The following is a 25,586-nucleotide window of genomic DNA, read 5'->3' as shown; positions in this document are numbered from 1 at the left end:
TTTGTTTTTACGCCGATAGCAGCTGCCACGGTGAGCTAGAGGATTTCCTCGAGCATCGCACCGATTGCCGCGAACTCGTCGTCGGTGACTTCGTGGCCCGTCTCGGGATAGCATCGCTCGTCGACCGCGGCGTCCGCCCGCTCGAACAGCCGGACCGTCTCGGTAACGCGCTCTGGAGCCATGTGCGGGTCGTCTTCGCCGTAGCCGACGAGGATCGGCGTTTTCTCGAGCGAGCCGTCGATGGCGCTCGAAGCGATCTCCTCGACCGTGCCGGGGAGCGAACCCGAGAGGACGGCGAGGCCGCCGTAGCGGGCCGGGTTTCGGCGGACGAACGCCGCGGCGACGCACGCACCCTGCGAGAAGCCGGCGATGACGGTCCGCTCGGGCGGCACGTCGATCGCTCGCGCGCTCTCGAGTGCGGCCGCCACGCACTCGACGCTCGAGGAGAGCCACGGTTCGTTGTCGGCTCGGGGGGCCGTCGACGGCCGCGGATACCAGCGGCTCCGCTCGGCCTGCGGCGCGAGGATTGCGACGCCGTGTCGGTGGACCGGTTCCACGAGGTTGACGACGCCTTGAGCGGTCGCGCCGCGGCCGTGACAGAGCACGAGCGCCGCGTCCGCGGCCAGCGCGGGCGCACCGGCGGTGAGCAGCGGCTGGCCGGCGTGGGGCCCCGAGACGGCGTCCATCGGCCGGCCCGACTCCGCCCTCGTCATCGGTTCTCACCCCGTCCGGTCGGCGCTCGGTCCGTCGGAACCGTCAGTTCCGGCAGTTGGCTCTCGATCAGGTCGCGGTCCGCCTCGAACCACTCGGGCAAGTACAGCGATTCCCCGGGTTCTTCACTGCCTTCGCTCGCCGCGACGCCGTCCGTCTCGGTCGCCAGTTCGAAGAGGATCCCGCCCGGTTCGCGGACGTACAGCGAGTGGAAGACGTGGCGATCCTTGACGCGAGAAACGTCGTAGCCGCGGTCGTCGAAGAGCTCCCGCCACTCGTGGAGGTCGGCTTCGGACTCGACGCGGACCGCGACGTGGTGGAGCGTCCCCTGCCCTTCGCGGCCGAAGGGCGCGTCCCGGTCGAGCACGTCCACGACGGTGGCTCGCGATCCGGAGGCTCGATACCGAATCCGATCGCCGGCTTCCGCGTCGTGCTCGAACCCCAGCGTCTCGAGCGTGCCCGCGGTCGCGTACGGGTTGACCGACAGCGTCGCGACGCCGTGGAGGCCGCGGATCGCGTGTTCGACCGGTACCGGCCCCGCAGTCCAGGGCTCGACATCGCTCGATAGCTGCGGCCCGGCCACGAGTTCGAGTCGCGTTCCCGCGGGGTCTTCGAATCGCAGGACCCGGTCGTCGAATCGGTCGAGCGGCCCCTCCACCGCGATGTCGCGGTCCTCGAGTCTCGTTTTCCAGTACTCGAGAGAGTCGGCCGGGATCCCGAACGAGACCGATTCGATCTGGGGGGTCCCGGGCCGACCGGGATCGCCGTGGGGATCCGGGAAGTGCGTCAGCACCGTTCCCGGCATCCCGTTCGCGTCGCCGAAGTAGAGGTGGTGCTGGAGGATGTCCTCGAAGTTCACGGTCTGCGTGACGAGCCGGAGGCCGAGCACGCCGCTGTAGAAGTCGATCGCCGTCTGGGCGTCCCCGACGATCCCGGTCACGTGGTGGAGTCCCGGCGTGTCGGACAGCATGGGGCGTCCGTACGCGCTCGAGGTGAATAGCCTGCCGGGTCAGCCGGCGGTTCGAGCGAGCGGAACCGATCCCCTCGTCTGACAAATGGTTAAGTGTCGTGACGGACGACTAGGGGTATCATGGGGAACAAGAACAAGACCATCTCGTTTCGGGTCAACGAGGACGCGTTCGAGGCGCTCCAGGCGATCGCCGAGGAGCGCGATATCTCGCTGTCCGCCGTCTTCCGGGATTACGTCGACCAGCTCGTCGAACACGACGGTCAGGTCGAGGTCGTTCCCGAAACCGAGCTACAGGCTCGGACCGCCGCAGCGGGCGACGAGGAGGACGTCTCGTTCCCGCCGACCGTCGAAGTCCCGAAGCGCTTCATCCGCGAACACGAGCGACTGGAACTCGAGGCCGAGCACCTCCGGGAGCAACTCGACGAGTACAAGGGGTACGTCAACGACCTGCAGGACCGCCTCGAGGACGAGGAAGAGGAAGTGCTGCTACTCGACGAGTTAGACGACGAGGATGAAGACGAACCCTACCAACTCGGGTAGCGCTACGTCGGCGAGAACGGCGGCGCAAACGGTGCGACGAGGTGCGGTAAGCGCCCGCGGCCGGTTCGATGGCGGGCCGTACGAGGTCTCTTCTCCGACTGAGACTGCACACCCGCGAGCGACCGAACCGGTGCGGTCTCGCACGCTCCCGATACTCCGTTTTGTTTTCGTGTTCCGTGTCCGTTTCGCCGCCGGTGTATTGGGTCCCTCGGACGCTGTTCCTCTAGAAGGAGGACAGGATCCGAGCCCGTTCGTCGCTGCTCGTCGACCGACGCATCGCGATGGCGCAAGTCTTATGTACATATGAGTACGTCGATGTACAATAATGAACTCCGATACGGAGCTCGCTCCCGCGGTGCAGTCGATACTCGAGGCCGCCCGGGAGCGCGCTGGCGGCGGCGGAGTCGTCGACGTGGACGCACGCTCGTTGCCCGATGCGCTGGCCGACGCCGAGGCCGACGGGCGAATCCCGGTAATCGCGGAGGTGAAACCGACGAGTCCGACGGCTGAGGGAACTCGAGCCGACGATCCCGTCGAACTGGCCGAAGCGATGGTCGAGGGCGGCGCGGCGGCGATCTCCGTCCTGACGGAACCGACTCACTTCGGCGGCTCGTCCGAAGCGCTGACCCGCATTCGAGCGGCCGTCGACGTCCCCGTCCTGCGCAAGGACTTCGTCCTCGACGAGGACGGAATCGACGTCGTCGCAGCGGATCTCTTGTTGTTGATCGTCAGATTCGTGGACGATCTCGAGGGGCTCGTCGCCGCCGCCCGCGAGCGCGGCTTTCAACCACTCGTTGAGGTCCACGACCGCGCGGAACTCGAGACCGCACTCGAGGCGGGGGCGGAGATTATCGGCGTGAACAATCGCGATCTCGCGAACCTCGAGGTCGACCTCGAAACCTTCGAGTCGGTCGCGCCCGAGGTTCCGAACGACGTAACCCTGATCGCCGAGAGCGGGGTGTCGTCGCCGGCCGACGTCCGGCGGATGCGCGCGGCCGGTGCCGACGCCCTGCTGGTCGGCAGCGCGATCATGGACCACGGCGCGGGCGACAGCGACGTGACGGAGAACACGCGGCGACTGACACGGGCGGAATCAGCGGAGGCGACGGCGTCAACGGACTCGAGGACGGAGACGGACCAGACATGAGCGAGCACGACGGAGACACCCACACATGAGCACGGAACGCGAACACGACGGCGAGAGCGAGCCCGGACGCACCGGCACGTTCGGCGACTACGGCGGCCAGTACGTCCCCGAGGCGCTGATGCCGGCGCTCCAGGAACTCGAGGACGCCTACGAGCGCTACGTCCTCGAGAACGAGGACGGCTTCATGGATGAGTTCCGCGAGCGGCTGCGCGATTTCGGCGGCCGGCCGACGCCGCTCCAGCGCGCGGACCGGCTGAGCGAGCGCTACGACCGCGAAATCTACCTCAAGCGGGAGGATCTCGTCCACGGCGGCGCGCACAAACTCAACAACGCACTCGGGCAGGTCCTTCTGGCCAAGTACATGGGCAAAGAACGGATCATCGCCGAGACCGGTGCGGGCCAACACGGCACCGCGACGGCGATGGCCGCGGCCCACCTCGACATGCCCTGCGAGATTTACATGGGCCGGACGGACGTCAATCGCCAGCGGCCCAACGTGTACCGGATGCGGATGAACGGGGCCGAGGTGAACCCGGTCGAGGCCGGTAGCGGGACCCTGAAGGAGGCGATCAACGAGACGATGCGCGACTGGGCGACCACCGTCGAGCGGACCCACTACGTGATCGGCTCGGTCGTCGGTCCCCACCCGTTCCCGCAGATGGTCCGGGACTTTCAGGCAGTGATCGGCGACGAGGCTCGGAAACAGATTCGGGAGAAGGCGGGTCGACTGCCCGACAGCGTCGTCGCCTGCGCCGGCGGCGGCTCGAACACGATGGGGACCTTCCACGCGTTCGTTCCCGATGACGAGGTCGACCTCTACGCCGTCGAGGCCGGCGGCTCGAGCCTCGAGATCGACGAGGACGAGGGCCTCGCGCCCAACTCCGCGACGCTCTCGACGGGCACCGACGGCGTCCTCCACGGCGCGATGACGAAGCTCCTCCAGAGCGGCGACGGCCAGATCATGGAATCCCACAGCGTCAGCGCGGGGCTCGACTACGCCGGCGTCGGCCCCGAACTGTCACATCTCGTCGAGACGAGCCGCGTGACGCCCGCGAGCGTCGACGACGAGGACGCGCTCAACGGCTTCCACCGACTCTCGCGACTCGAGGGGATCATTCCGGCCCTCGAGTCGAGTCACGCGCTGGGATACCTAGAGGAGGCCCACGAGAATCTCGGCGACATCGTCGTCGTCAACGTCTCCGGCCGCGGCGACAAGGACTTGGAGACCGTGCTCGAGGAGACCGAGAAACGCGATCTCGAGGCCGCACCCGAAGTCGAGGTGTTCGACCAATGAGCGACGAGGATCGACAACCGGAGGGAGGAGATCCTCGGAACGACGAGCGGGGAGCGAAGCGACCCGCGAGCGACACTGACGCCTCGGTTGAGTACGACAGCGACGTCGAAGCCGCCATCCGCGGGGACCACCCAGCGCTGATCACCTACATCACCGCGGGCGATCCGTCGCTCGAGGACACCAAGGCGTCCGTCGAGGCGCTCGACCGCGGCGGCTCGGACCTGATCGAACTCGGACTCCCCTTTTCGGAACCGATCGCGGAAGGGTCGACGATCCAGGCCGCGATCAACCGCGCGCTCGAGGCCGGCACGACTCCTGCGGGCTTCTTCGAGTTGGTCGACGATCTCGAGACGGACGCACCGCTGCTGGTGATGACGTACTACAACATGATTCTCCAATTTGGAGACGAGCCCGACGTAAGGCCGTTCGTGGAGCGGGCCGCCGAGGCCGGCCTCTCGGGGATCATCGTTCCCGACCTGCCCGCCGAGGAGGCCGATCCGCTGCGCGAGGCCTGTGACGACAACGGGCTCGATCTCGTGTTCATCATCGCGCCGACGACCGAGGGCGAGCGTCTCGATACCATCATGTCGCAGGTCTCGGGCTTCGCGTACGTTCAAGCCCGCCTCGGGACGACCGGCGCGCGCGCGAACGTCTCGAGTGCGACCCACGACAGCCTCGCGCGGCTGTCCGAGTACGACGTACCCAAGGCGGTCGGCTTCGGCGTCAGCGAGGGCGACCACGCCGCCGAAATCATCGAGGCGGGCGCAGATGGCGTCATCGTCGGCAGCGCGCTCGTCGACATAATTGCATCGAGCCGGACGCCCGAGGAGGCGGTCGACGCACTCGAGGCGAAAGCCCGCGAACTCAAACGCGGCGCGCGTCGCGGCGCGACTGACGTCGCGGCCGACGCGGCGGAAGATCCACCGGAAACAGAACACCCATAACTACAAGCTTGCTACACTCCCGCAATGACCACCGGAACTGACGCACGACTCGAGCGAATCGGGACGGACGGATCGTACGTGATCGTCCCAATGGACCACGGCATCACGATGGGTGCCGTCCAGGGACTGAAAGACATCGAATCGACCATCGACGGCGTGACGAGCGGGGGGGCCGACGCGGTCCTCACGCAGAAGGGAGTCGCGCCCCGCGTCCACGACAACAAGAACGGACGGGGCTACATCGTCCACCTCAACGGCTCGACGACGATCGGGCCCGACGAGGAGGACAAGCGCATGACGGGCACCGTCGAAGAAGCGATCCGGGTCGGTGCCGACGCCGTCTCCTTCCACATCAACGTCGGCTCCGACCGCGAACCCGACCAGCTTACCCAGCTCTCGGAAGTCACCGAGACGGCCGAGCGCTTCGGCATGCCTGTCCTCGCGATGGCCTACGCTCGCGGTCCCGGCGTCGATCCCGAGGACCCCGAGGCGCTGGGCCACGCGGTCCGCCTCGCCGAAGAACTGGGCGCGGACATCGTCAAAACGGGATATAGCGGCGACGCCGAGAGCTTCCAGCACGTCGTCGAGTCGACCCGGCTTCCGGTGGTCATCGCCGGCGGCTCGAAGGGAACCGACCGCCAGACGATCGAAATGGTCCGCGGCGTGATGGACGCCGGCGGCGCCGGCGTCTCGATGGGACGCTCGATCTTCCAGCACGAGGACCCCGAAGCCATCGCGCGGGCGGTCGCCGGCGTCGTTCACGACGATCTCTCGACCGACGAGGCGCTGGCCGAAGCGGGACTGGCGCTCGAGATCTAGATCTGCCCGTCTCCCGTCTTTTCTGCAGCGGGCACTCTCAGCGCTCACGGCAGCTGTTGGGTCGCTCAGTGACAGTGCGTATCGAGATGGACGTCGCGGTCGGCGTAGCGCGGACACAACTCGACCGTGGCGTGATCGACGCCGTGATGGGCGAGTTCGTCGTGGACGCGGCGGACGACCGCCTCGGCGTCCGCCATCAGTTCGACGTCCGTTTCGACGTGGACCGTCGCGACCGTGATCTGGCTGCAGATCTGCCAGGCGTGGAAGTCGTCGACGCGAGTGACGCCCTCTATCTCGCAGAGGTGCGCTCGAATGTCGTCGCTCTCGAGGGGCGTCTTGAGGAAGAAGATCTCGCTGCTGCCGCGCAACACGGCGATCGCCGACCAGGCCACGACGGCGGCGATGAGCGCTGCGGTGAGCGGATCGATGACGCTGATGCCGGTCACCTCGATGGCGACGACGGAGACGATGACGGCGACCGAGCCGCCGGCGTCACCCAGCAGGTGGTAGAACGCCCCTTTCTCGTTGAGGCTCATCGCGTCGCCGTGGAGGACGTAGACCGAGCCGATATTGACCAGCAGCCCGCCGATGGCGATGGCGATCGTCGGGACGGCACCGATGGCCACGGGCTCTAAGAACCGCTGATAGGACTCCCAGAGGATGAAGCCGACCATCGGCAGGAGGAGCAGTCCGTTCAGGAAGGCGGCGAACGGCTCGAGGCGGTGGAGGCCGTACGACCAGCGGTCCCCCTCGCCGTAGTGTTCGGCGACGTGGGCGGCGGCGAAGGCCATCACGTACGCGAGCGCGTCGAACAGCATGTGGATGGCGTCGCTGATGAGCGCGACCGAGCCGAAGGCCAGCCCGCCCGCGAGCTCGACGACGAAGCCGACGACGTTGATCAGCGATACGGCGGCGAGCTTGCGGCTGCTCGTCGACCCGCCGCCGTGGCTATGGCCGCCATGGTCGTGACTGTGGCCGCCGTGGTCGTGGCCGTCGTGCGAGTCGTCGTGGCTGTGCGCCGACTCGTTGTGACTCATCGTAGGTCGAACTCATCGGGTCGGGCCTATTAATTCGGCTGCTATTAAACGGCGTTTCCTATGCCAATCATAACAAAAGGTTCGGATTGAGTTATTAACTTACCGCGCAGCACCGCGCGGTTCATCACACGTGGTTCGTCTAATCGGAAGAATTTCGGCGGCGGTCCGTCTTCTCGAGCCTGTGACCGACGGCGAGGAGTACACGCTCGCTGACGAGATCGTCGCGCGAGCGCGGATTCACGCCCGCGAAGTCGTCGCCGAGTACGAACTGGCGGTCGATCTCGGAGCCCTCGAGTGGGAGGTGTCGACGCGAGCGCGCCGCCGGGCGGGGGCGTGTCGCTGGCACGCCGACCGCGAGGTGGCGACGATCGTCCTCGCTCGGAAGGCCTACGAGGAGTACGAGTGGCCTGCGTTCGCCGAAATCGTCCGCCACGAACTCGTCCACGCGTGGGAGTTCCAGCGCTTCGGCGAGTCCGGACACGGCTCGCGGTTTCGCGAGCGAGCCGCGGCGCTCGAGGCCCCGCGCTACTGCGAGGCGTTCACCGAGCCCCGCTACGTCCTCCGGTGTCTCACGGCCGACTGCGACTGGCGAGCGAAGCGCCACCGCGCTTCGAAGCCGGTGAAGTCACCCGATCAGTACCGCTGTGGTGCCTGCGGCGGGGCCCTCGAGGTCGAACACGCGGCCAGCGGTCGAACGTGGACGACCGCGAGCGGCTACGGCGGCGCGAAAGCGGCGCTCGGCGACGACTGGTAGTGAACCGGGATACAACTATTTTAGTCTCGAATTATGCGATAGCATCCGTAGCGACCCACAGCTGGGTGGGGATGAAAGGGGCTTCCGCGCTCGGCGAACCCGGACGACGCAAGCACCGGACGGAGCGAGCGCAGCGAGTGACTGAGGAGCATGGTTCGAAAGGCGCTCCGCGCCTTTCGTCATCAAGCGAGACCTCCGGTCTCGCTGACCTCGCGAATTCTGGCAGGACCGTAGTCCCGCTGACCTCGCGGGAGCTTCGCTCCCGCTTAGCTCCGATTCGCTCAGTCACGAGAGAGCAAAGCTCTCTCGAACGACAGCGAGTCCTGGGAGTCGAGCGCGGAAGGGGCTTTCAGGATGGTGTCAATCCGTAACGAGATGGGATGGCTGCTTCCAACGACGCCTAGTCGACCGCGGAACACTTATTCGCCTCACACGACCTGTTTCGAGTATGGGAATACTCGAGTTGATGCTGGGTAATTCAGAGCCCGGCGAACAGGGCGTCGAGGGCAAGTCCTACGCGCTCCCGAAAGAGACGCACGACTTCGTCTACCCCGTCGCGGTCCGTCGGGAAGAGGTGGCGGCGTTCGCCGAGTTGCTCGCGACCGAAGCGGACGCGCCGCCGCTGGCGGACGCGAGCGGCGACCTCCAGTCGGTCTTCGACGGGCTGGTCGGCGAGGGTGGCGTCGACGCCGACGAACTGGCCGACCAGATGAGCCGGCCCCGCGAGGCGATCGAACCAATGATCGAAACCTGGGACGAAACGATCGAGCGAGATATCGGGGTCGTCTACGCCCGAATCGGTGCCTACGAGAATCTGCTGGCGTTCGTCAAGTTCTGCAAGCAACGCGACGAGGACGACGACGACCCGTTCGACCTCCCCGAGACCTTCCCGGACGCGGCGGCGCTGCTCAAGCGACTCGAGGAGGGGACCGATACCCAGTACCGCGCGCTGGTACACACGGACCTCCTGCCGGACGAATAGCGCGGCGGTCGCGCCTCTCTAGACGATCGTCTCGAACGCCTCGAGCGACGCGAGTTCGTAGGTCGGCACGTGCTCGTCGGGGCCCTCGTCGCGGCCGGTATCCAGCCAGGCCGAATCGAGTCCCATCGCGTTGGCACCCGCGATATCGGCGTGGAGCGAGTCGCCGACGTGGATCGCCGCGTCGGGCGCGACCTCGAGTTCGGCGAGCGCGCGTTCGAAGGGGGCCGCGTTCGGCTTCGGAAGGATGCCCGCGCTCGGCTCCGTAAACACCCGAACGTCGAAGGCGTCCGCGATGCCGAGCGCCTCGAGTTTCCGCGTCTGCGTCGGTCGCCCGCCGTTGGTGATGAGGCCGACCCGACCCAGATCGCGAGCGCGCTCGAGCGCGGCTTCCGCGCCGGGTCGGAACTCGACGGCGGTCGGGTCCTGCACCTCGAGGTGTGCCGCGGCGAGCGTCGGGGCGATACCGGAATCGACCCCGGCGCGCCCTGCGACTTCGGTAAAGAGGTGTTCGTAGAACTCCCGGTCCGTCTCGGCCGTCGGCAGCTCGGGCACCGCGGCTCGGAGATCCGCGGGCGTACAGAACTGCTCGCAGCCGGCGCGCTCGAACGTCGACTCGAGGACGGTCGCGGCGTCCCGGGTCGGCTCGCAGAGGGTGGAATCGAGATCGAAACAGATCGCGTCGTAGGCGGCCATCTGCTCTGTTCTATGAGCGGGGGTGTTCTCAACGTTTCGCCGACCAGATGAGGGTTCTATACTTCCAATCAGTACCGCTACGAACAGCCTGAAAGCCCCGACGCGCTCGTCGGCTACAGCTCGCTGCGATCCTCACCTCGCTGCGCTCGGTTGCGGTTCTTGCGTCGCTTCGCTCGACGAGCGCGTCGCCCCTTTCATTCCCACCCGACCGGTGGTTTGATCGGGGAGCAGAAACCCGCCGGCTGATTGGGCTCGACTCGAGTCCCTAGCGGCGATTCCACAGCAGTTATTCTCGTTGACACGCCGTGTGGTGTATGGAGGTCGTCAAGCGAGTGCACGTCGTGCCGCTGGGCTACGAGTTCGATCGGATCCTCGAGCCGATCCGGGACCAGCGGGCCGATCTGGTCTACCTGCTCGAGGACGACGGGGCGGACGATGCGGGAACGGGTACTGAACGAACGGACGAGGGAGATAATGGAACCACCGCGCGGAACGCGACCGCGGACGCGGACTATCACGACGAGTTGCGTGCCGAACTCGAGTCGATCGTCCCCGAGGTCCGGACCTGGGAGTGCGATCTGACGGACGTCTACGCGGTGCTCGGCGACGTGACGACGATCGCCGACATCCACGCCGACGATCAGGTGTACGTCAACGTCTCCGGAGCGGGCACGATCCCGGCGATCGGCGCGACGATCGCGTGCATGGACGTCTCGACCGACGCCCACGCCTACTACGTCGAGCCGTCGGAGTACGCACACGACGGGACCCGCGAGCCCATCTCCTTCGGTCTCGACGAGATGGAGCAGGTTCCAATCTATCCGATCGAATCACCGACGCGCGACCAGGTCGCGATCATGGAGTTCCTTGCCGATCCAGCCGCATGGGAGGGGTTCCACGACAATCGGACGGCACCGCCCAAGAAGAAAGACCTCATCGAGTACGCCCGCGAGCGCGAACTCTCCTTCATGGCCGATCGCCGCTCGCCCGACGAGCGGACCGGCGAGGACAAAGGCGCGTTTCGGGTGTTGGATACCCACGTCCTCGAGCCGCTCGCCGAGGACGGCTACGTCACGATCGAGTCGGTCGGTCGCCGGCGCGTGGTCGAGTTGACCGAGCGGGGCGAGAACGCCTATCGCGCGTTCCATCACAAGCTTATGGACGACGGCAGCGAGCCCCGATAGGACGTGCCAGCGGGGAGGGGGAACAGCTCGGGGAGGAGGAGCGCCAGTGGGGAAAGTGCCGCTGGCGAGGGCGACACGGGATGGGACCGTGACTGTGACTAAGACGGAGACGGCTCAGTCCTCGCGGTGGACCAAGGTGTAGAGCCTCGTGCCCAGCCGAGCGAGCTCGAGGTCGGCCTCGAGCCGCTCGATGTGATCGCGAAGGGCGGCCGCGTCGAGCCCCGGGACCTCGCGGTCGGTGCGGGAATCGAGGTGGCTGCTCGCGCGAGCGAGCAGGAAGGGCGCGGCGTCAGCGAGGCGCGAGCCCGGAAGCTCGGGGCCAGCGTTGCGGCCGCGCTCGACCGCAGCCAGCACTTCCTGCGCCACGACGAGGGTCCGGCGAAGCGACCGGATCTCGTCGGCATCGGCGGGCGGGCACAGGTATCGTGCCAGCAGTTCGTCGGCCGCGACGACTCGAGCGGGATCGACGTCGAACGTCTCCGCGACCCGCTCGCGGTCGGGTTCGCCGACGCCGGTACGGCGACACGCGAGCCGGACGGCACCCAGCACGGCCGCCGATCGGCCGTACTCGAGCGTCGCCATCTGGCCCGCGTGCTCGAACACCGCTCGAGCGACGTCGGCCGCGGACTCCACCTCGAGCCGACGGGCGATACGGTCGATCGTCAGTTCGACGTTCGTCTCGAGGCGGCGCTGACCCATGACTGAACGCTCGGCCGGACGGGTATTATCGACTTCTAAGAAAGTATCGTTACTATCGTTACTATCGAGATTGTCGTGAGTGTCGTTACAATCATGGTCACAGTAACTGTGATGACGGGCCGCCGACGCGGGGGTGGTACAGCCGCTCCCGTCGACGGCTGCCGGTCGATCCGTCCCCCTGCCTGATCCGCCACGTTCAAGCCGGTTCCCTTCGAGGGTCGATTCATGACGCGATCTGTCTGGGTAAAAGCCGACGACACCGTCGGCGACTGGGACGACCGCCGAGCGCGGATCACCGCCGCGCTCGAGGCGGGTGCGGACTGGGTACTGGTCGACGAAGACGACGTCGCGCGCGTTCGCGAACTCGGCGACATCAACGTCGCGGCGTTCCGGACCGACGGCGACGTGACGCTGGTCGACGACATCGACGACGCCGAAGCGGACGCCGAAAGCGATGACGCCGTGTCGGCCCCGCAGGCGGACGCGATGGTCGTCGGCAAGGACGGCGAGGGCGACGCGACGATCGACCTCCCCGAGGACTTCTCCGGCTCGGCGGATCTCTCGACGCTGCGGCGCAAGGGCGACTTCGATCGGGGCGCGTACGTCCGCATTCTGGGCAAGGAGTACGAGCGCTTCGCCGAAACCGCCGCCGCGGAGGCCGATCACACGATCGTCGTCGGCGAGGACTGGACGATCATCCCGCTCGAGAACCTGATCGCCCGCATCGGCGAGGAGACCGACCTCGTGGCGGGCGTGACCAGCGCCGAGGAGGCGAAGACGGCCTTCGAAACCCTCGAGATCGGATCCGACGCGGTCTTGCTCGACTCGGACGACCCTGACGAGATCCGACGGACGGTTGAAGTCCGCGACGAGGCCGAACGCGAGAGTCTCGACCTCGAGTACGCCGAGGTACTTGCCATCGAGCGGGCCGGCAGCGCGGATCGGGTCTGCGTCGACACCGGCACCCTGCTCGAGCACGACGAGGGAATGCTCGTGGGCTCGATGAGCCGCGGGCTGGTGTTCGTCCACGCCGAAACCGCCGAATCGCCGTACGTCGCCTCCCGCCCGTTCCGGGTCAACGCGGGTGCGGTCCACGCCTACGTCCGCACGCCCGACGGCGGCACGAAGTACCTCTCCGAACTCCAGAGCGGCGACGAGGTGCAGGTCGTCGACCTCGCGGGCAACACCCGCGAGGCCATCGTCGGCCGGGCCAAGATCGAGCAGCGACCCATGTTCCGGATCGCCCTCGAAACCGAGAGCGGCGACCGCGTCGAGACCCTGCTCCAGAACGCCGAGACGATCAAGGTCGCCACCGCGGAGGGGCGAACGGCGGTGACCGATCTCGAGGCCGGTGACGAAATCCTGCTATACGCCGAGGACACGGCCCGTCACTTCGGCGAGGCCGTCGAAGAGAGCATCATCGAAAAGTAACGTCGCAACCGTTTTCTGCCCGTCTCAGGCGTCGTTCGTCTCCGCCTCCGGCTCGACGGGCTCGAGTCGCGTCGTACACCAGTGGCAGAACTCGAGGTCCTCGTCGATCTCTTTCCCGCACTCCGGACAGGTCGGTCCGTCCGCGTCGGTGTCCCCGCCGGAAGAGTAGCCGAGCGCGCGAAAAGTCGCGTCGATCGCGGCGAACAGGGCGATAAACGAGAGGAGGAACTGGGCCATCGGGTCGGTGTTCTCGGCCATGACGGTCGCCTGCTCGAGAGCCTGGTCGAGGCTCGTCATCGGCCCGGCCGCCGTGAGCTGGTCGATCGGGAGAAAGAGCGCGCTCGCCGTGAAGAAGAGGCCGGCAAAGGCGGCGGCGCGAAGCCAATCGCGAATGAGGACGTGGCCTGCGCCGGGCATGATCACCGAGAGGCCGGCAGCGAGGATCGCGCGGAGCCATGTCATTGTACGTGGGGATGGTAGGGGACCCCCGCCCTTAACATTCCGATTTCGATTGTTTTTCAGTTCACTCGAGTCGTGCCACCAGTCTCGCGAGTAGTTTGCCGGTCGTACTGGCCCGGCGTGGGCTTTCGCGGGGCCGGCGCGCACGGATCTAGGTTTCTCGGAGACCGAAGTCACAGGGCAACAGAACAACGAGTTAGAATAGCTCGTCCGGTCTATTGTCGGAGTCGAGGGAGAACAGTCACTCCGTCTGCGTGACTTCCTGCTGAGTCGGATACTCCTCGTCCAGTTCACGCAGCAACCGGGTGCTCTTCCCGCTCTCGCGGACCATCTCGATCAGCGAATCGAGACGGTGCAGCGAGACCTGACCCGGCGCGTAGTCACTGGTGTCCGACTCGAGCGGCGCGTAGCCGAGTTTCGAGCCGTAAAGCGGGCCGATGATTCGCGTGTGACTGCCGAGTTCGCCCATCGCGATCCCGGCCGCGCGAATTCCGTTTCTGGTCGCCGTATCGATCGCCGTGAGGATCCGCAGGCAGTCGGATCGGTCGTCCGCGTACGTGGCCACCTTGGCGATATCGCCGTACCGATCGCACTCTGCGATGATCGCGTCGAGCGTCGCCTGGTCTGGGGTCTCCTCGAATTCGTGAAAGGAGATGACCAGTTCCACGCCCTGTTCACGGAACTCGTTGAGTACCCACTCCATTCCACGCGCCGTCTCGAGTTCGATGTCAACCCGCTCGACGGCGTCGAACTCGGCGGCCGCCATCAACTGATCCAGTCGTCCCCGATCGGCCGCCTCGCCGCCGAACCATCGCGATCGATTCGTCGCGAGAATCGGCAGTTCCCCGTCGTAGTCGCGCAGCTGTTCGATCGGTTCCTCCGCACTGTCCATTCGAAATTCGATAAGATCCGCGTTCTCCCGGGCTTTCGGTTCCCGTGTGAGATCGTTGGTTGTGGCGGCAAGGGCGAACTCGTCGGCAGTCATGATACGAACTACCAATCCTCTCCGTAAAAGCATTTCGAGAACTGCTGTCTCGTATTCGATGCCCGCCGTCAGTCACTCGGATATGGAGGTGACGTGGCTCCGTGGGAGAAAATCGCTCAGCGGGAGGGGAGACGGCCGACATCTGAGAGTATCGCCGTCGCGGTCTCGGGACCGCCGGCTCCGCGACCGCTCGCATGTATCGACCCCGCGTTCCGGGTCTCGATTTGGACGACGTTGCGCGTGCCGCCGACCGCGAGCGCACCGTTCTCGGGGACGAGCCGCGGCCCGACGCGGACGCCCTCTCGGGTTGCTTCTCCAATGAGCCGAATCGTGCGCCCGTCCTCCGCGGCGAGGTTGAGCGCGCTGCCGGGAATCCCCTCGATACCGTCAACCGCTGCATCCCCGAGGTCGAACCCACCGTCTGCAAGGACGTTCGCCAGGATGACGAACTTGAGCGCGGCGTCGGTGCCCTCGACGTCGAAGCTGGGATCCGCCTCGACGACGCCAAGGTCTTGTGCTTCCGCGAGAACGTGCTCGTAGTCGAGCCCCTCGACGGCCATCCGGTTGAGGATGAAGTTGACGGTGCCGTTGAGCACGCCTCGGACCGCCGTCACGTTTTTCGGGGCCGCGTCTTCGATCGTTGACACCACCGGAATCGCGCCGCCGACGGTCGCCTCGAATCGGATCGAGCCGGCACTCTCGGCCTCGAGCGCACGCAGTTCCTCGTAACGTTCGGCGACCGGCCCCTTGTTCGCCAGCACGGCGTGGCGGTCGGCCTCGAGCGCGCGCTCGACGTGGGAGAAGCCGGGTTCGGCGTCGCCGAGCGTCGTCGGCGTGGCCTCGACCAGTGCGTCGTACTCGGTCTCGAAGACCGCGTCGGGATCGTCCCTCCCGATCGGTTCGGAACCGAGCTTTCGTCCGACGGCGCTGTCGACGTCGATACCGTTCGGGTCGATCGCGGCGTTCGTCGAGTCGGCGAGCGCGACGACCTCGTGACCGTACTCGCCGGCGAGGGTAGCAACCGACCGGCCGACGTCACCGGCTCCGAGGATAGCGAGTCGCATTACGCGTCACTCCCCATCAACGGCTCGATGACGGTCAGTTCCTTCTCCGTCCCGATCGAGCGAATCGTCTCGAAGACTTCGTCGGACCGACCGGAGTCGATCGCGAGCCGGAATCGCGCGCTCGAGATGTCTCTGGTCCCTTCAGGCGCGGCCAGCGAGACGTCGAGGACTGCCGCACTGGCTTTGTTCTCGATCTGCAAGATCGTCTCCGAGAGATCGGTTTCGATAAGATGGCCGATGAGAACGAGCGTGATCTCCTCGCCGTAGCGCTCGGCGCCGGCCTGAATGACGTTGACGCCGGTCTTTCGTAGACTTTCGACGATATCGTCGAACCGATCCGGCGGACAGCCGAGATCGACTTCGACGGGAATGTGGCCACGCGGAGTGATGTTGCCGCGCTCGTGGTGAATGCTCATGAGATTGCCGCCGTTCTCGGCGATCGGCGCAAGGGCGTTGAGCAACTCGCCGGGCTCGTCGACCAGCTCGAGGCGGACGGTGTACGTGCGAACGCCGCCGTCGGTTTCGATGCCGAGATCGCTCCGCTCGCTCGGTTCGTTACCCATCGGGATCACCGTCCGTCGGTGCGTGATAAATCGTCATCGGAAGCATGCTATACGTCTCCGTAGCGACCACGTAAAAGGTTATAGATCCACTCATACCCGCCTCAGCCGACTCGAGAAACCGTTCTGCCGGGACCACGGTTTGCGACGGTTACCGTCAGTTCGGACCGACTGGAGCGGCGTTCCCCCGCGTCGTTCACCCCGGCGGGATCTCGTCTTGGCCGCGCGGTCCGGTGGCGATGTATGATTCAGCGAGTAGAGCTCAAAATACCCTTTCGACATAATATATGGAAATAGGTAGTTTATAGAAATCACCATTCCAACATCATATAATATTTCTTATATTCGGACTTATTGTCAAACGCCCCCATATTTCCGTTAGAAAATCTGTCTGTAGATCATAGAGATCTAAAACAGCCGATATTGGTCATAAAAGGAGTGAAAAGTGACTAAATATTGTACCGATGTTCGGGCGAGGTCTTGAACGACGCTCACTGTCGACTCGAGGAGGCACCACAACAGGACCATACACTGCCTATAGAGGAGTATTGTGCTCAGCCGATAATGTGGATCCTCGACCGGGTTCCGTTGTTATCGATATATTAAATCTTAAACTAATATATCTAAATGATAGTTTCGGCCAGTTAGCCATATTTCGTCCATTTCACGGCAAAACGCTCCGATCGAGATTGAGTTCCGAACCGAGCTCGGTATCGGCCTCTGCTTCGGCGAGGATCGGTGAAGGTGGGACGAATCGGTCGGTGACTCGAGCGGCCGAGCCGACGTCGTTTCAATCTTGTTGAAAGCGACTTCGGAGGGGCGTCGATACGTGAACCTGTCTTCGTTTCCCGCGACACAGAAGGGTTACAGTCATATGTGTGTAAGACAGTGTGCTCGTGTCTGGACGAATTCCGGACGTGATCAGACCAGTGAAACGTTTCGACATCGCTCAGAACGGTCTCTTTTCCCGTTTTCGAACGATTCAACGGTCACTCGTACTGCCGAATCTTCAGATCGATTATATTCTTTTTGTCCAGAATCGCGGGAGCGAGTTCGTCTTCGATTCGATCGCTCCCCATCCGGCTAAGGGGGCCGCTGATGCTTATCGCACCGATGAGACCGTCCGGTTTCGACGTTATTGAAGTTGCGACGGCGCAGACGCCGGGGAAGTGTTCCCCGCGGTTGATCGAGTACCCTCGATCCCGAATCTCCGCTAGCTCCTCCAGCAGTGCACCCCTGTCCGCGATCGTGCTGTCGGTGACTGCTGGTAATCCCCGTTTCTCGATGATAGCGTCGAGCTCCGCATCGGAGAGTTGTGCGAGTATTGCTTTGCCCGTCGCGGTCGAGTGGAGGTGGAGGTGCTTACCGAGTTCCGCGTTGTCGTCGATCGACTCTGCGCTCTGGGATTTGTACAGCTGCACCGAGTAGCCGTTCTCCTCAACCGTAATATTGGCGTGTTCGCCCGAATCCCGCCGTAGATCGTCGATCTCCGGCTTCGCCGCCTGATAGAGCGCCATGCGATCCCGCATTTGACCCCCGGTATCGAGGAACCGAAAACTACAGCGGTATTCCCCGTCGTCTTTGATCACGTAGCCGGTCTCGACGAGCGTCGCGAGGTGGATGTGCGCCGTACTCGGTGGCAACTCGAGATCGTCTGCCAGCTCCGAGAGTGTCGCCCCCTCGCCCTCCCGCAGGTATTCGATAATAGTGAACGACTGACCAACGCTCTTCAGCCGCCGTGTATCCGTTGTTTCTCCGTCGGCCATACTGTGATATTCTCCCACGGTCTAATAAGCGCTGCGGCTCGTTTCGACTATGTTGAATCCGCTCGAGTCACGATCAGCCAGTGGATGGTGTGCTAACTCGTCATCGCGACCAGTTTGGACCGACAGATTACGCGAAAACAGTCGGACGAGGCGGTTACTGAATCGAGTCTTCTGGGCCGACGACTTCCATGTCCTCGAACAACTTGTCGTAGCCGTTGCGTTCGAAGAGGTACTCGCCCGCCACGACGTCCTCGCGGACATCGTCTTCGGATTCGAGCTTCTCGTATGAACGCTCGAGAACGTCTTCAGCGCTCTCGTTCGGGACGACGGCGAGGCCGTCGTCGTCGCCGACCACGACGTCGCCGGGTTCGACGGTGACGCCGCCACAGGAGACGGTGACGTTGATCGAGCCGGGATCTTGCTTGAGCGGCCCGCGGGGATGGGTACCGCGGCCGTAGACGGGGAACTCCATCTCGCCGATCTCCCTGCTATCGCGGTAGCTCCCGTCGATGACGAGGCCGGCGAGATCGTTTGCCTGACAGGAGGTACACATGAGTTCGCCCACGTGGCCGGTCTCGGTGAATCCCTCGGCGTCGATGACGAGGACGTCGCCCGGTTCCGCCATCGTGATCGCCTTGTGAATGATCAGGTTGTCGCCGGGTGCGGCGTTCACGGTGATCGCGGTCCCGGCCATCTCGATGCCGCTGTACGCGGGTCGGATTCCGGAGTCCATGGTTAGCCCGATGTTTCCGGTCACGTCCGAGACGATGGTGCTCGGAATCTCTTCGAAACCCGATACGACATCGCGGTCCGGTCGCTCTACGTCGTGCTCTATCGTGTGCATGATCGAGTCGACGAGAGCGGCGCACCTTAATCTGCCGATCCACCGAACCGTCGCTCGGACAGCGATAGTCGGTCGCGAGCGTCGGGTGACTTCCGAGTCCGTGTTACATTCGAGGTGCGGTATCAGCCGGGAGCGGACGGCTCGATCACGCGAAACTGGACTAGCGGGAATTACCGATCGGTGGGAATTTTCGTGTCTCCCCTGAACGAACGGGTACGGATATCTGTTCAAGAAATCACCGACGGGATTCACGCGATCGAGTTCGACCATATCCGCGTCTTCGCCCTCGAGGACCGACCCGACGACACCGTGACGCTCGTCGACGCGGCATTCCCCGACGACGGCGAGGAGCTGGCCGAGATCGTCGAGTCGGAGTTCGGCGGTCTCAATCGCGTCATCATCACGCACGGGGACGAGGGACACTTCGGCGGCGTTCCGGCACTGCTGGATCGATTCGAGCCGGAACTCTCCGTGCCGGCGGGTGCCGAGCACTTCTACGAGGCTCTGGACGTCGATCCCGACGTCGAGTTCGGCGACGAGGACCGGCTGGACGGAAATATCCGGGCGATCGAAATCCCGGGTCATACGGTCGCGACGACCGCCCTGTTGCTCGAGGACGACGAGACGGTGATCGCCGGCGACGCGCTCGAGGGGTCGGACCGACGCGGTCTGCCGCCGGGCTACCTCGTACCGCCGGCCGAACAGTTCAACGACGACAGCCACGCCGCTGCGGAACGGAACCTGGTCAAACTGTTCGACTACGACATCGACGCGATACTGGTCCACCACGGGACCAGCGTCCACGAGGACCCGCTCGGGAAGCTCACCGACTGGCTGCTCGATCGTGAGTGGACCCTCGCCTACGACTAGGGATCTCCGACGGCTGCCGTCGTCAGTGACGCGTCAGCTGATCGAGATTGTGTACACGTTCGGCAGCGGGTCAGTCCGGGGCAGAGCGCGTCCCGAATTTCCGTAAACTGACGAGGAACAGTACACCGACGGCGGCACTCGCGGATGACAAAAATTGGAAGCGGCGCGACGTTCGAACGCGTCCTACGCGCTAATGTCGAGTTCCTCGACGAGGTTGCCGTAGTACTCGTATTGCTCATCGAGGAAGCTACTGAACTCGTCGGGACCGCGCTGGACCCGCATGAAGTCGTTGTTGTTCATGAACTCCACGAACTGGTCGTCCTCGTACACCGATTCGTAGACGTCGACGATCGCAGATTTCGTCTCGTCGTCGATGCCGGCCGGAGCGAAGTGACCCAGCCAGGAGCCGATCTGAATGTCGAGTCCCTGTTCCTGCAGCGTCGGCGTGTCGGGGAGCGCGTCGACCTGCTCCTCGAACGCGACGCCCAGCGCCTGCAGGTTACCGTCCTGAACCTGCGGTGCGACTTCGGCCGCCCCAGCCGCCGTACAGTCGGCCTCGCCGTTGGCGACGGCCGTCATAGCGGGTGCCGCACCGTCGTAGGAGACGTGTTCGACCTGAACTCCCGCCTCGTCGGCGATGCCGGCCGCGGCCATGTGCCACGAGGAGCCATTCCCCGAGTTCGCCATCTGCAACTCGTTGCTCTCGCCGTACGAGATCCACTCATCTAACGTGGAGTACTCTGCGTCTTCGTTGACGACCAGCGCCGCCGGCATCTCCGTGTACTGCATGATTGGCGTGATGTCGTCGGGGCTGAGCTCGGCGATACCGAGGTGCTCGAAGAGCGCGATTTCGGGCGCGGTACAGCCGATCGTCTGGCCGTTGGGCTCCGAGTTGGCCGCCGCGTTCATCCCGACGGAGCCGGAGCCGCCGGTCTGGTTCGAAACGTTCCAGCTGACTTCGGTGTGGTTCTCGGCCGCATCCGCGACCGCTCGACTCGTTCTGTCGGCCCCACCGCCGGCCGCCCAGGGCGAGACGATTTCGACCGGTCGCGACGGCCACTCTTCGTCTTCGTTCAGATCACCGATGCAGCCAGCCGTCAGCGCGACCCCCGTCACACCGAGGGACTTGATGGCGTTTCGGCGGTTCAACACGGTACGATCGCTACTACACCCATTGGCATCTGGTACCATTCTACCCAAGTCGTGGGTCTATTATCATTTATAATTTTTGGTCGGCGTTGTCGGCTCGGTGGGAGATAGCGGAATCCGAATCGAATATCTCGAAGCGGACCGTGTTCCGCGTCCGCCCGATCGGCTTCGGACGCCGCGTGCCGTCGAGACGCGACGATCGTCGAGAACTGACGCTCGTCCTCCGAGTTCCGGATCGTCGACGAATCCCGACGATTCTTCCGTTCGCCCGAGTAGCTCAGTGGACCCACCGTCGCCGCACGCACTTCGACCCGAAACGCCCGCCGAGCCCCCGCGGTCGAGTCGGGTCGCGTCCGGTGGGCGAGAAGGTCCGCACGATCCGTAAGTTTATACACCGACGGCGACGTGGTGAGAATATGCGCGGACTAGCCAAGACCGGTCGTAGCTCCGGGAATATGGAACTCATCGACATCGAGAGACCGAAACCAGGGTACGACGAGGTACTGATCGAAGTCGATTACGCGGGGCTCTGTGGAAGCGACGCCGGTATCTACAGATTCAAATCGGCGTTCGAGCGGATGGAGTTACCGACGATCATCGGACACGAGTACACCGGCCGGGTCGTCGAGGCCGGCGACGAGGTCACGAAGTTCGCACCGGGTGACCGCGTCGTCGAACGTCCGATCCGCGGTTGTGGCGACTGTTATCAGTGCGAAATCGGGCAGGAGAACGTCTGCCAGAACATGGATCTCACCGGTATCGACCATAACGGCGCGTACGCGGGATACGTCACTGCTCCCGAGTCGGCCCTCCACTCCGTTCCCGACGACGTCGAGCCGCGACACGCAGCGCTCGTCGAACCGACCGCGATCACGACTCGAGCGGTGATCCGTAACTCGCGAGTCGCACCGGGCGACCGCGTCCTCGTCGCCGGTCCCGGACCGATGGGCGTTCTGACGGCACAGGTCGCGGACGCTCAGGGCGCCGAAGTCGTCGTCGCCGGCGTCGGACGGGACACCTCCTATCGCCTGCCCCTCGCCGAGAAGTTGGGCTTCCCGGCGCTCAACATCGAGGACGATGACCTCGAGGACTATCGCGAAACCCTGACCGACGGCGTCGGCTACGATGTCGTCTTCGATACGACGGGTCACCCCTCGGGACTGCCGATGGCCGCCGAGGAGGTCCGAAAAGGCGGTCAGATCGTTCTGGTCGGACAAACCGGCGAAGCGACGATGGACTTCACGCCGCTCGTTCGATCGGAGATCGACCTTCAGTGTACCTACAGTGCGATGTACGAGGACTTCGAGCGCGCGCTCAGGCTCATCGGTTCGGGCGACGTCGATCACGAGACGTTCCTCGACGATCGGTTCAGCCTGCTCGAGGCCGAGGACGCCTTCGAAACGTTCCTCGAGGGAGAGACCTGCAAACCGGTCTTCGACGTCTCAGTGCTGCGCGACTGAGTCCGTCAGTACGACCACCGGACGGCCCGGACGAGTAACCGCGACAATGGAGGTCGCTCGCTTCGAACGTGGCACCGATTCCGTCGCGGCGTCGAGTGAGCGAACCGACGGTCGCTCTCGTCCCTATTCACGACCGCTCGAGCGAACGCGCGACGGACGTTCCATACCAGGGGACGTTAACTCCGATTTCAAAATCGGTCCGTCGAGACGAGATCGATTCCGAGGGATGTGGCAGTTCGCCCGTCGATCGAACGGCTCACTCGTCGGTACGCGGGTCCCACTCGTTCCACTCTCGCTCGACGAGGAAATCGTCGAGTTTCTGCTTCGGATCCTCGAAGACGTGCGAACCGTGGAATACGAGCAGGGTCTCGAAGTCGTACTCGAGCAGGTTGTAGAGGTTGAGCTCGGCGGCCCGGTGATCATCATTGAACAGCGCCGGCGGCGGGAGAAGGTATCCGGCCGGCAATCCGCCGCGGTCGGCTCCGTCGAGCGTATCGCCGGAGATCAAAATGTCCCGATCTTCGAGCAACAGGGCGGACGTCGCCTCCGTGTGACCCGGCACCTGAATGACGCGGATATTCCCCGCCAGCAGATCGCCGTCCTCGTAGGCGACATCGGGTTCGACGTCGAGGTCCGACTCCTCGAGGTGGTCGTACAGCTTCGTCTCGTCGGCCGGCAGGACGAGTTCAGGGTCGAACGCATCCATCACGTGCGCGAGGCCGCCGTGGTGGCCGTGGTCGCCGTGGGTGAGGATGACGCGGTCGACGTCGCCGTACTCCGCTTCCAGCGTCTCGACGAGTTCCGCACCGTTCTCCTCGAAGGCGGTGTCGATCAGCGTCGTCTTCCCCTCCGGGACGTCCTCGAGCACCAGCACTCGAACGTGATCGAACTGTACCTGATCGATGCCGTCGGTTACACTGCTCAAAGTCATTGTCAGTTACCGTTTGCGGCGCAGCTCTAATTAAATGTACCGGTGGCCCGAAGCCGTCGGCCGGCGGAGTTCGGCGGGCGTTCGACGAGGAGGAGCGACCGAAACCGCGCTCGGAGAGTAGCGGAGTGATTCGAAGCCCACCGGCCCGTTTCGATCTGCGGGCCGCGGGATCCGAATTTTGGGGAGGCAATCGGAATGCAGTCACCACCCTGTCACCCCTCATCGATCGACACCAGCAAATTTATAGTGATCTGTGGGAGTTACGCTATAACAAGGGCGGAAAACTGATGGTCATAAAACGAATAACGCGGCGTGTTCAACAAATCGACGTGGGTAACGTGAAATCGAATCCGCTTTCGATAGTGTTTATACTGTTAGCGCTCGCTGTTATCGCTCAAGCGAACCAGTTCCCCGAGGGCGGGGAACTCGGGCCGGGATTCTTCCCCATTATGCTGTCCGCGGGAATTATCGTCTTCGCGATCGTGAATCTCGTCGTCGACGACGACAGCGAACTCGATCTCAGTGGCTATGAACTAGCGCCCCCGGCGATCGTCTTGGTATCCCTGGTCGGATACATATTCGTCATATCGGTTGCCGGTTTCGTCGTCGGATCGATGGCGTTCCTGCCGGTCATACTATATTACTCGGGCGTCCGCTCGAAACCTACGATCGCGGCCGTCTCGATCGGCTTTCCGATCGTGTTGTTTTACGTCTTCGACCGAATCTTCATGGTTCCGTTACCTGAAGGGATCATCCCCGTCTCGAGACTCCTTCCGCAACTGCCCCTCGGGGTGATATAATGGCGATCGAACACATCGTTCAGGGGTTCGCGAACGTAATGGATCCGGTCACGTTGGCCCTCATGATCGCGGGGGTCCTGCTGGGGATCCTCATGGGATCGATCCCCGGGATGACCGCGACGATGACCATCGCGGTCATGCTCTCGTTTACGTATACGATGGATCCGGCGAACGGAATGATGCTCCTGCTGGGTATCTTCGGGGGCGCGGTCTACGCGGGATCCATTCCGGCAATCCTCATCCGGACGCCGGGGACGCCGTCGGCCGCGGCGACGATCTTCGACGGCTATCCCCTCTCCCAGAACGGGGATGCCGGGCGAGCGATTCGGGTAAGTACGATCGCGTCGTTCGTCGGGGGGGTCATCAGCGTCTTCATGCTCATGTTCTTCTCCCCCATCATCGCGGACGCGGCACTTCGGTTTCGATCGCCGGAGTTCTTCGCGCTGGCCGTCTTCGGCCTGACGGTCATCGCCAGCGTGAGCGGCGATTCGGTCACGAAGGGGATGATATCCGGACTGTTGGGCATGCTCGTCGCGACCGTGGGTATCGATTCGGTGACGGGATACCAGCGGTTCACGTTCGACGTTCCGGAACTGCTCACCGGCGTCGAGTTCATCGCCGTGATGATCGGCCTATTCGGGATCGCCGAGGGGCTCCGGAAGTACTCGCAGGGCATCAGTGACGACCAGAACCAGGTCGATCAAGAAATCGAAGGCTATCTCCCGTCGATAGGGGATCTGAAGGCGATCGCGCCCGTCTCCGTCGGATCGGGTGTTATCGGGTCCCTCATCGGTGCGATCCCCGGTGCCGGCGGCGACATCGCCGCCTTCATCACGTACAACGAGGCCACGCGGTGGCTCAAAAACGCGACGCCGGCGTTCGGCGACGGCAACATTCGGGGCGTCGCAGCAGCGGAAGCCGGAAACAACGGGAGCACCGGCGGTGCGCTGATCCCGACGTTCACCCTCGGGATCCCGGGCGACTCCGTCTCGGCGATCCTCATCGGCGCGTTGCTCGTCCACGACGTGAACCCTGGACCGGCGCTCTACCAGGACGAGCCCGCCCTGCTGTACACGATCTTCGTCGGCTTCCTCATCATTTACGTCTTCATTCTGTTGTTCGGCCTCTTCGGGGCGAACTACTGGGCGCGCCTGATCACGATCCCGCAGTCCCTGCTTTGGCCCGTGATTTTGATCCTCTGTATCGTCGGTGCGATGGCACTCAACGGGAACGTCTTCGACGTGTGGATCATGCTCGCTGCCGGCGCCCTGGGATACGTGATGCGATTGCAGGGTTATCCGCTCGCACCGATGGTGCTCGGACTGATCCTCGCACCGATCGCCGAGTCGAACCTGCGTCGCTCGCTCGAGCTCTCCAACGGCTCGCTCGACATCTTCTACACCAGTCCGATCGTCGTCGTCGTGCTTCTGTTGAGCGCGGCGGCGATCGCCCTGCCGGCGATCCGAGCGGTTCGCGCGTAACGACGAACGACC

At 64.3% G+C, this 25,586-nt stretch carries 26 protein-coding genes; 13 read left to right on the top strand and 13 right to left on the bottom strand.

The features are described 5' to 3' along the window. Positions 1-35: 35 nt before the first annotated feature. The gene (locus tag LDH74_RS19395) at positions 36-713 is read right to left on the bottom strand and encodes a dienelactone hydrolase family protein (protein WP_226040306.1); all 678 of its coding nucleotides are present in this window, start codon (positions 711-713) and stop codon (positions 36-38) included. Beyond that, entirely contained in the window at positions 710-1,681 is a 972-nt protein-coding gene (locus LDH74_RS19390) for a VOC family protein (protein ID WP_226040305.1), read from the bottom strand. The genes LDH74_RS19395 and LDH74_RS19390 overlap by 4 nt, the downstream gene beginning before the upstream one ends. A gap of 120 nt (positions 1,682-1,801) precedes the next feature. Between LDH74_RS19390 and LDH74_RS19385 the strand changes: the two genes are divergently transcribed. The 5 genes from LDH74_RS19385 (at position 1,802) to LDH74_RS19365 (ending at position 6,425) form a co-directional block, all read left to right on the top strand. Beyond that, a complete protein-coding gene (locus LDH74_RS19385) occupies positions 1,802-2,221 on the top strand; it encodes a ribbon-helix-helix protein, CopG family (RefSeq protein ID WP_226040304.1) in 420 nt (139 codons plus the stop codon). Between the two features lie 325 nt (positions 2,222-2,546). After that, the gene (gene trpC, locus LDH74_RS19380; protein ID WP_226040303.1) at positions 2,547-3,368 is read left to right on the top strand and encodes an indole-3-glycerol phosphate synthase; all 822 of its coding nucleotides are present in this window, start codon (positions 2,547-2,549) and stop codon (positions 3,366-3,368) included. Between the two features lie 25 nt (positions 3,369-3,393). Next, the gene (trpB, locus tag LDH74_RS19375) at positions 3,394-4,662 is read left to right on the top strand and encodes a tryptophan synthase subunit beta (protein WP_226040302.1); all 1,269 of its coding nucleotides are present in this window, start codon (positions 3,394-3,396) and stop codon (positions 4,660-4,662) included. After that, the gene (gene trpA, locus LDH74_RS19370) at positions 4,659-5,606 is read left to right on the top strand and encodes a tryptophan synthase subunit alpha (protein WP_226040301.1); all 948 of its coding nucleotides are present in this window, start codon (positions 4,659-4,661) and stop codon (positions 5,604-5,606) included. The genes trpB and trpA overlap by 4 nt, the downstream gene beginning before the upstream one ends. A 24-nt stretch (positions 5,607-5,630) precedes the next feature. Continuing rightward, entirely contained in the window at positions 5,631-6,425 is a 795-nt protein-coding gene (locus LDH74_RS19365) for a 2-amino-3,7-dideoxy-D-threo-hept-6-ulosonate synthase (protein ID WP_226040300.1), read from the top strand. A gap of 65 nt (positions 6,426-6,490) precedes the next feature. Here the strand turns inward: LDH74_RS19365 and LDH74_RS19360 are convergent, their stop codons facing one another. Further along, positions 6,491-7,462: a cation diffusion facilitator family transporter gene (locus LDH74_RS19360; protein WP_226040299.1), complete on the bottom strand. Its 972-nt coding sequence runs from the start codon at positions 7,460-7,462 to the stop codon at positions 6,491-6,493. 181 nt (positions 7,463-7,643) lie between these two features. Here LDH74_RS19360 and LDH74_RS19355 point away from each other — a divergent pair, with 181 nt between their 5' ends. Together LDH74_RS19355 and LDH74_RS19350 are read left to right on the top strand one after the other, a co-directional pair. Next, positions 7,644-8,216, top strand: coding sequence for a SprT-like domain-containing protein (locus LDH74_RS19355; RefSeq protein WP_226040298.1), 573 nt, complete (start codon positions 7,644-7,646; stop codon positions 8,214-8,216). 448 nt (positions 8,217-8,664) lie between these two features. Next, the gene (locus tag LDH74_RS19350) at positions 8,665-9,198 is read left to right on the top strand and encodes a hypothetical protein (protein WP_226040297.1); all 534 of its coding nucleotides are present in this window, start codon (positions 8,665-8,667) and stop codon (positions 9,196-9,198) included. A gap of 18 nt (positions 9,199-9,216) precedes the next feature. On the opposite strand, the gene LDH74_RS19345 is transcribed toward LDH74_RS19350, so the two are convergent. Beyond that, positions 9,217-9,891 (bottom strand): HAD family hydrolase, encoded by a 675-nt coding sequence (locus LDH74_RS19345; protein ID WP_226040296.1) that lies wholly within the window; start codon positions 9,889-9,891, stop codon positions 9,217-9,219. A gap of 314 nt (positions 9,892-10,205) precedes the next feature. Here LDH74_RS19345 and LDH74_RS19340 point away from each other — a divergent pair, with 314 nt between their 5' ends. Continuing rightward, positions 10,206-11,075 (top strand): DUF6293 family protein, encoded by an 870-nt coding sequence (locus LDH74_RS19340; RefSeq protein WP_226040295.1) that lies wholly within the window; start codon positions 10,206-10,208, stop codon positions 11,073-11,075. Positions 11,076-11,189: 114 nt separating this feature from the next. Here the strand turns inward: LDH74_RS19340 and LDH74_RS19335 are convergent, their stop codons facing one another. Further along, the gene (locus LDH74_RS19335; protein ID WP_226040294.1) at positions 11,190-11,774 is read right to left on the bottom strand and encodes a hypothetical protein; all 585 of its coding nucleotides are present in this window, start codon (positions 11,772-11,774) and stop codon (positions 11,190-11,192) included. A gap of 225 nt (positions 11,775-11,999) precedes the next feature. Here LDH74_RS19335 and LDH74_RS19330 point away from each other — a divergent pair, with 225 nt between their 5' ends. Then, complete coding sequence (locus LDH74_RS19330) at positions 12,000-13,205, top strand: 3-dehydroquinate synthase II (protein ID WP_226040293.1); 1,206 nt, start codon at positions 12,000-12,002, stop codon at positions 13,203-13,205. A gap of 24 nt (positions 13,206-13,229) precedes the next feature. Here LDH74_RS19330 and LDH74_RS19325 read toward each other — a convergent pair whose 3' ends face one another. From LDH74_RS19325 to LDH74_RS19300, 6 genes are all read right to left on the bottom strand, one after another. Next, on the bottom strand, positions 13,230-13,667 hold the full coding sequence (locus tag LDH74_RS19325; RefSeq protein WP_226040292.1) for a zinc ribbon domain-containing protein: 438 nt from the start codon (positions 13,665-13,667) through the stop codon (positions 13,230-13,232). A 238-nt stretch (positions 13,668-13,905) separates the two neighbouring features. Beyond that, positions 13,906-14,649, bottom strand: coding sequence for a type I 3-dehydroquinate dehydratase (locus tag LDH74_RS19320; protein WP_226040291.1), 744 nt, complete (start codon positions 14,647-14,649; stop codon positions 13,906-13,908). A 116-nt stretch (positions 14,650-14,765) separates the two neighbouring features. Beyond that, positions 14,766-15,713, bottom strand: a complete 948-nt coding sequence (locus LDH74_RS19315; RefSeq protein ID WP_226040290.1) for a homoserine dehydrogenase — start codon at positions 15,711-15,713, stop codon at positions 14,766-14,768. Beyond that, positions 15,713-16,276, bottom strand: a complete 564-nt coding sequence (locus tag LDH74_RS19310) for an amino acid-binding protein (protein WP_226040289.1) — start codon at positions 16,274-16,276, stop codon at positions 15,713-15,715. Before LDH74_RS19310 ends, LDH74_RS19315 begins: the two co-directional genes overlap by 1 nt. 986 nt (positions 16,277-17,262) lie before the next feature. Beyond that, a complete protein-coding gene (locus tag LDH74_RS19305; protein WP_226040288.1) occupies positions 17,263-18,039 on the bottom strand; it encodes an IclR family transcriptional regulator in 777 nt (258 codons plus the stop codon). A 154-nt stretch (positions 18,040-18,193) separates the two neighbouring features. Further along, positions 18,194-18,883, bottom strand: a complete 690-nt coding sequence (locus LDH74_RS19300) for a 4-carboxy-4-hydroxy-2-oxoadipate aldolase/oxaloacetate decarboxylase (RefSeq protein ID WP_226040287.1) — start codon at positions 18,881-18,883, stop codon at positions 18,194-18,196. A gap of 219 nt (positions 18,884-19,102) precedes the next feature. On the opposite strand from LDH74_RS19300, the gene LDH74_RS19295 reads away from it, so the two are divergent. After that, positions 19,103-19,753, top strand: a complete 651-nt coding sequence (locus LDH74_RS19295; RefSeq protein WP_345778564.1) for an MBL fold metallo-hydrolase — start codon at positions 19,103-19,105, stop codon at positions 19,751-19,753. Positions 19,754-19,936: 183 nt separating this feature from the next. Here LDH74_RS19295 and LDH74_RS19290 read toward each other — a convergent pair whose 3' ends face one another. Continuing rightward, positions 19,937-20,944, bottom strand: a complete 1,008-nt coding sequence (locus LDH74_RS19290; RefSeq protein WP_226040285.1) for a tripartite tricarboxylate transporter substrate binding protein — start codon at positions 20,942-20,944, stop codon at positions 19,937-19,939. Positions 20,945-21,318: 374 nt separating this feature from the next. On the opposite strand from LDH74_RS19290, the gene LDH74_RS19285 reads away from it, so the two are divergent. After that, the gene (locus LDH74_RS19285; protein WP_226040284.1) at positions 21,319-22,362 is read left to right on the top strand and encodes an alcohol dehydrogenase catalytic domain-containing protein; all 1,044 of its coding nucleotides are present in this window, start codon (positions 21,319-21,321) and stop codon (positions 22,360-22,362) included. A 256-nt stretch (positions 22,363-22,618) separates the two neighbouring features. Here LDH74_RS19285 and LDH74_RS19280 read toward each other — a convergent pair whose 3' ends face one another. Then, positions 22,619-23,293, bottom strand: coding sequence for an MBL fold metallo-hydrolase (locus LDH74_RS19280; protein ID WP_226040283.1), 675 nt, complete (start codon positions 23,291-23,293; stop codon positions 22,619-22,621). Here LDH74_RS19280 and LDH74_RS19275 point away from each other — a divergent pair. After that, positions 23,293-24,093 (top strand): tripartite tricarboxylate transporter TctB family protein, encoded by an 801-nt coding sequence (locus tag LDH74_RS19275; RefSeq protein ID WP_226040282.1) that lies wholly within the window; start codon positions 23,293-23,295, stop codon positions 24,091-24,093. The genes LDH74_RS19280 and LDH74_RS19275 overlap by 1 nt on opposite strands. Then, complete coding sequence (locus tag LDH74_RS19270; RefSeq protein ID WP_226040281.1) at positions 24,093-25,574, top strand: tripartite tricarboxylate transporter permease; 1,482 nt, start codon at positions 24,093-24,095, stop codon at positions 25,572-25,574. The genes LDH74_RS19275 and LDH74_RS19270 overlap by 1 nt, the downstream gene beginning before the upstream one ends. Positions 25,575-25,586 lie beyond the last annotated feature (12 nt).

This window comes from Natrinema sp. DC36, assembly GCF_020405225.1.
Lineage (GTDB): Archaea > Halobacteriota > Halobacteria > Halobacteriales > Natrialbaceae > Natrinema.
This window is presented reverse-complemented; position numbering and strand designations above follow the sequence as displayed.

Bases quoted from the DNA above. Each gene is read 5' to 3' on its own strand.
- LDH74_RS19395 (WP_226040306.1), bottom strand. From the start codon at position 713: ATGACGAGGGCGGAGTCGGGCCGGCCGATGGACGCCGTCTCGGGGCCC.
- LDH74_RS19390 (WP_226040305.1), bottom strand. From the start codon at position 1,681: ATGCTGTCCGACACGCCGGGACTCCACCACGTGACCGGGATCGTCGGG.
- LDH74_RS19385 (WP_226040304.1), top strand. From the start codon at position 1,802: ATGGGGAACAAGAACAAGACCATCTCGTTTCGGGTCAACGAGGACGCG.
- trpC (WP_226040303.1), top strand. From the start codon at position 2,547: ATGAACTCCGATACGGAGCTCGCTCCCGCGGTGCAGTCGATACTCGAG.
- trpB (WP_226040302.1), top strand. From the start codon at position 3,394: ATGAGCACGGAACGCGAACACGACGGCGAGAGCGAGCCCGGACGCACC.
- trpA (WP_226040301.1), top strand. From the start codon at position 4,659: ATGAGCGACGAGGATCGACAACCGGAGGGAGGAGATCCTCGGAACGAC.
- LDH74_RS19365 (WP_226040300.1), top strand. From the start codon at position 5,631: ATGACCACCGGAACTGACGCACGACTCGAGCGAATCGGGACGGACGGA.
- LDH74_RS19360 (WP_226040299.1), bottom strand. From the start codon at position 7,462: ATGAGTCACAACGAGTCGGCGCACAGCCACGACGACTCGCACGACGGC.
- LDH74_RS19350 (WP_226040297.1), top strand. From the start codon at position 8,665: ATGGGAATACTCGAGTTGATGCTGGGTAATTCAGAGCCCGGCGAACAG.
- LDH74_RS19345 (WP_226040296.1), bottom strand. From the start codon at position 9,891: ATGGCCGCCTACGACGCGATCTGTTTCGATCTCGATTCCACCCTCTGC.
- LDH74_RS19340 (WP_226040295.1), top strand. From the start codon at position 10,206: ATGGAGGTCGTCAAGCGAGTGCACGTCGTGCCGCTGGGCTACGAGTTC.
- LDH74_RS19335 (WP_226040294.1), bottom strand. From the start codon at position 11,774: ATGGGTCAGCGCCGCCTCGAGACGAACGTCGAACTGACGATCGACCGT.
- LDH74_RS19330 (WP_226040293.1), top strand. From the start codon at position 12,000: ATGACGCGATCTGTCTGGGTAAAAGCCGACGACACCGTCGGCGACTGG.
- LDH74_RS19325 (WP_226040292.1), bottom strand. From the start codon at position 13,667: ATGACATGGCTCCGCGCGATCCTCGCTGCCGGCCTCTCGGTGATCATG.
- LDH74_RS19320 (WP_226040291.1), bottom strand. From the start codon at position 14,649: ATGACTGCCGACGAGTTCGCCCTTGCCGCCACAACCAACGATCTCACA.
- LDH74_RS19315 (WP_226040290.1), bottom strand. From the start codon at position 15,713: ATGCGACTCGCTATCCTCGGAGCCGGTGACGTCGGCCGGTCGGTTGCT.
- LDH74_RS19310 (WP_226040289.1), bottom strand. From the start codon at position 16,276: ATGGGTAACGAACCGAGCGAGCGGAGCGATCTCGGCATCGAAACCGAC.
- LDH74_RS19305 (WP_226040288.1), bottom strand. From the start codon at position 18,039: ATGGCCGACGGAGAAACAACGGATACACGGCGGCTGAAGAGCGTTGGT.
- LDH74_RS19300 (WP_226040287.1), bottom strand. From the start codon at position 18,883: ATGCACACGATAGAGCACGACGTAGAGCGACCGGACCGCGATGTCGTA.
- LDH74_RS19290 (WP_226040285.1), bottom strand. From the start codon at position 20,944: ATGGTACCAGATGCCAATGGGTGTAGTAGCGATCGTACCGTGTTGAAC.
- LDH74_RS19285 (WP_226040284.1), top strand. From the start codon at position 21,319: ATGCGCGGACTAGCCAAGACCGGTCGTAGCTCCGGGAATATGGAACTC.
- LDH74_RS19280 (WP_226040283.1), bottom strand. From the start codon at position 23,293: ATGACTTTGAGCAGTGTAACCGACGGCATCGATCAGGTACAGTTCGAT.
- LDH74_RS19270 (WP_226040281.1), top strand. From the start codon at position 24,093: ATGGCGATCGAACACATCGTTCAGGGGTTCGCGAACGTAATGGATCCG.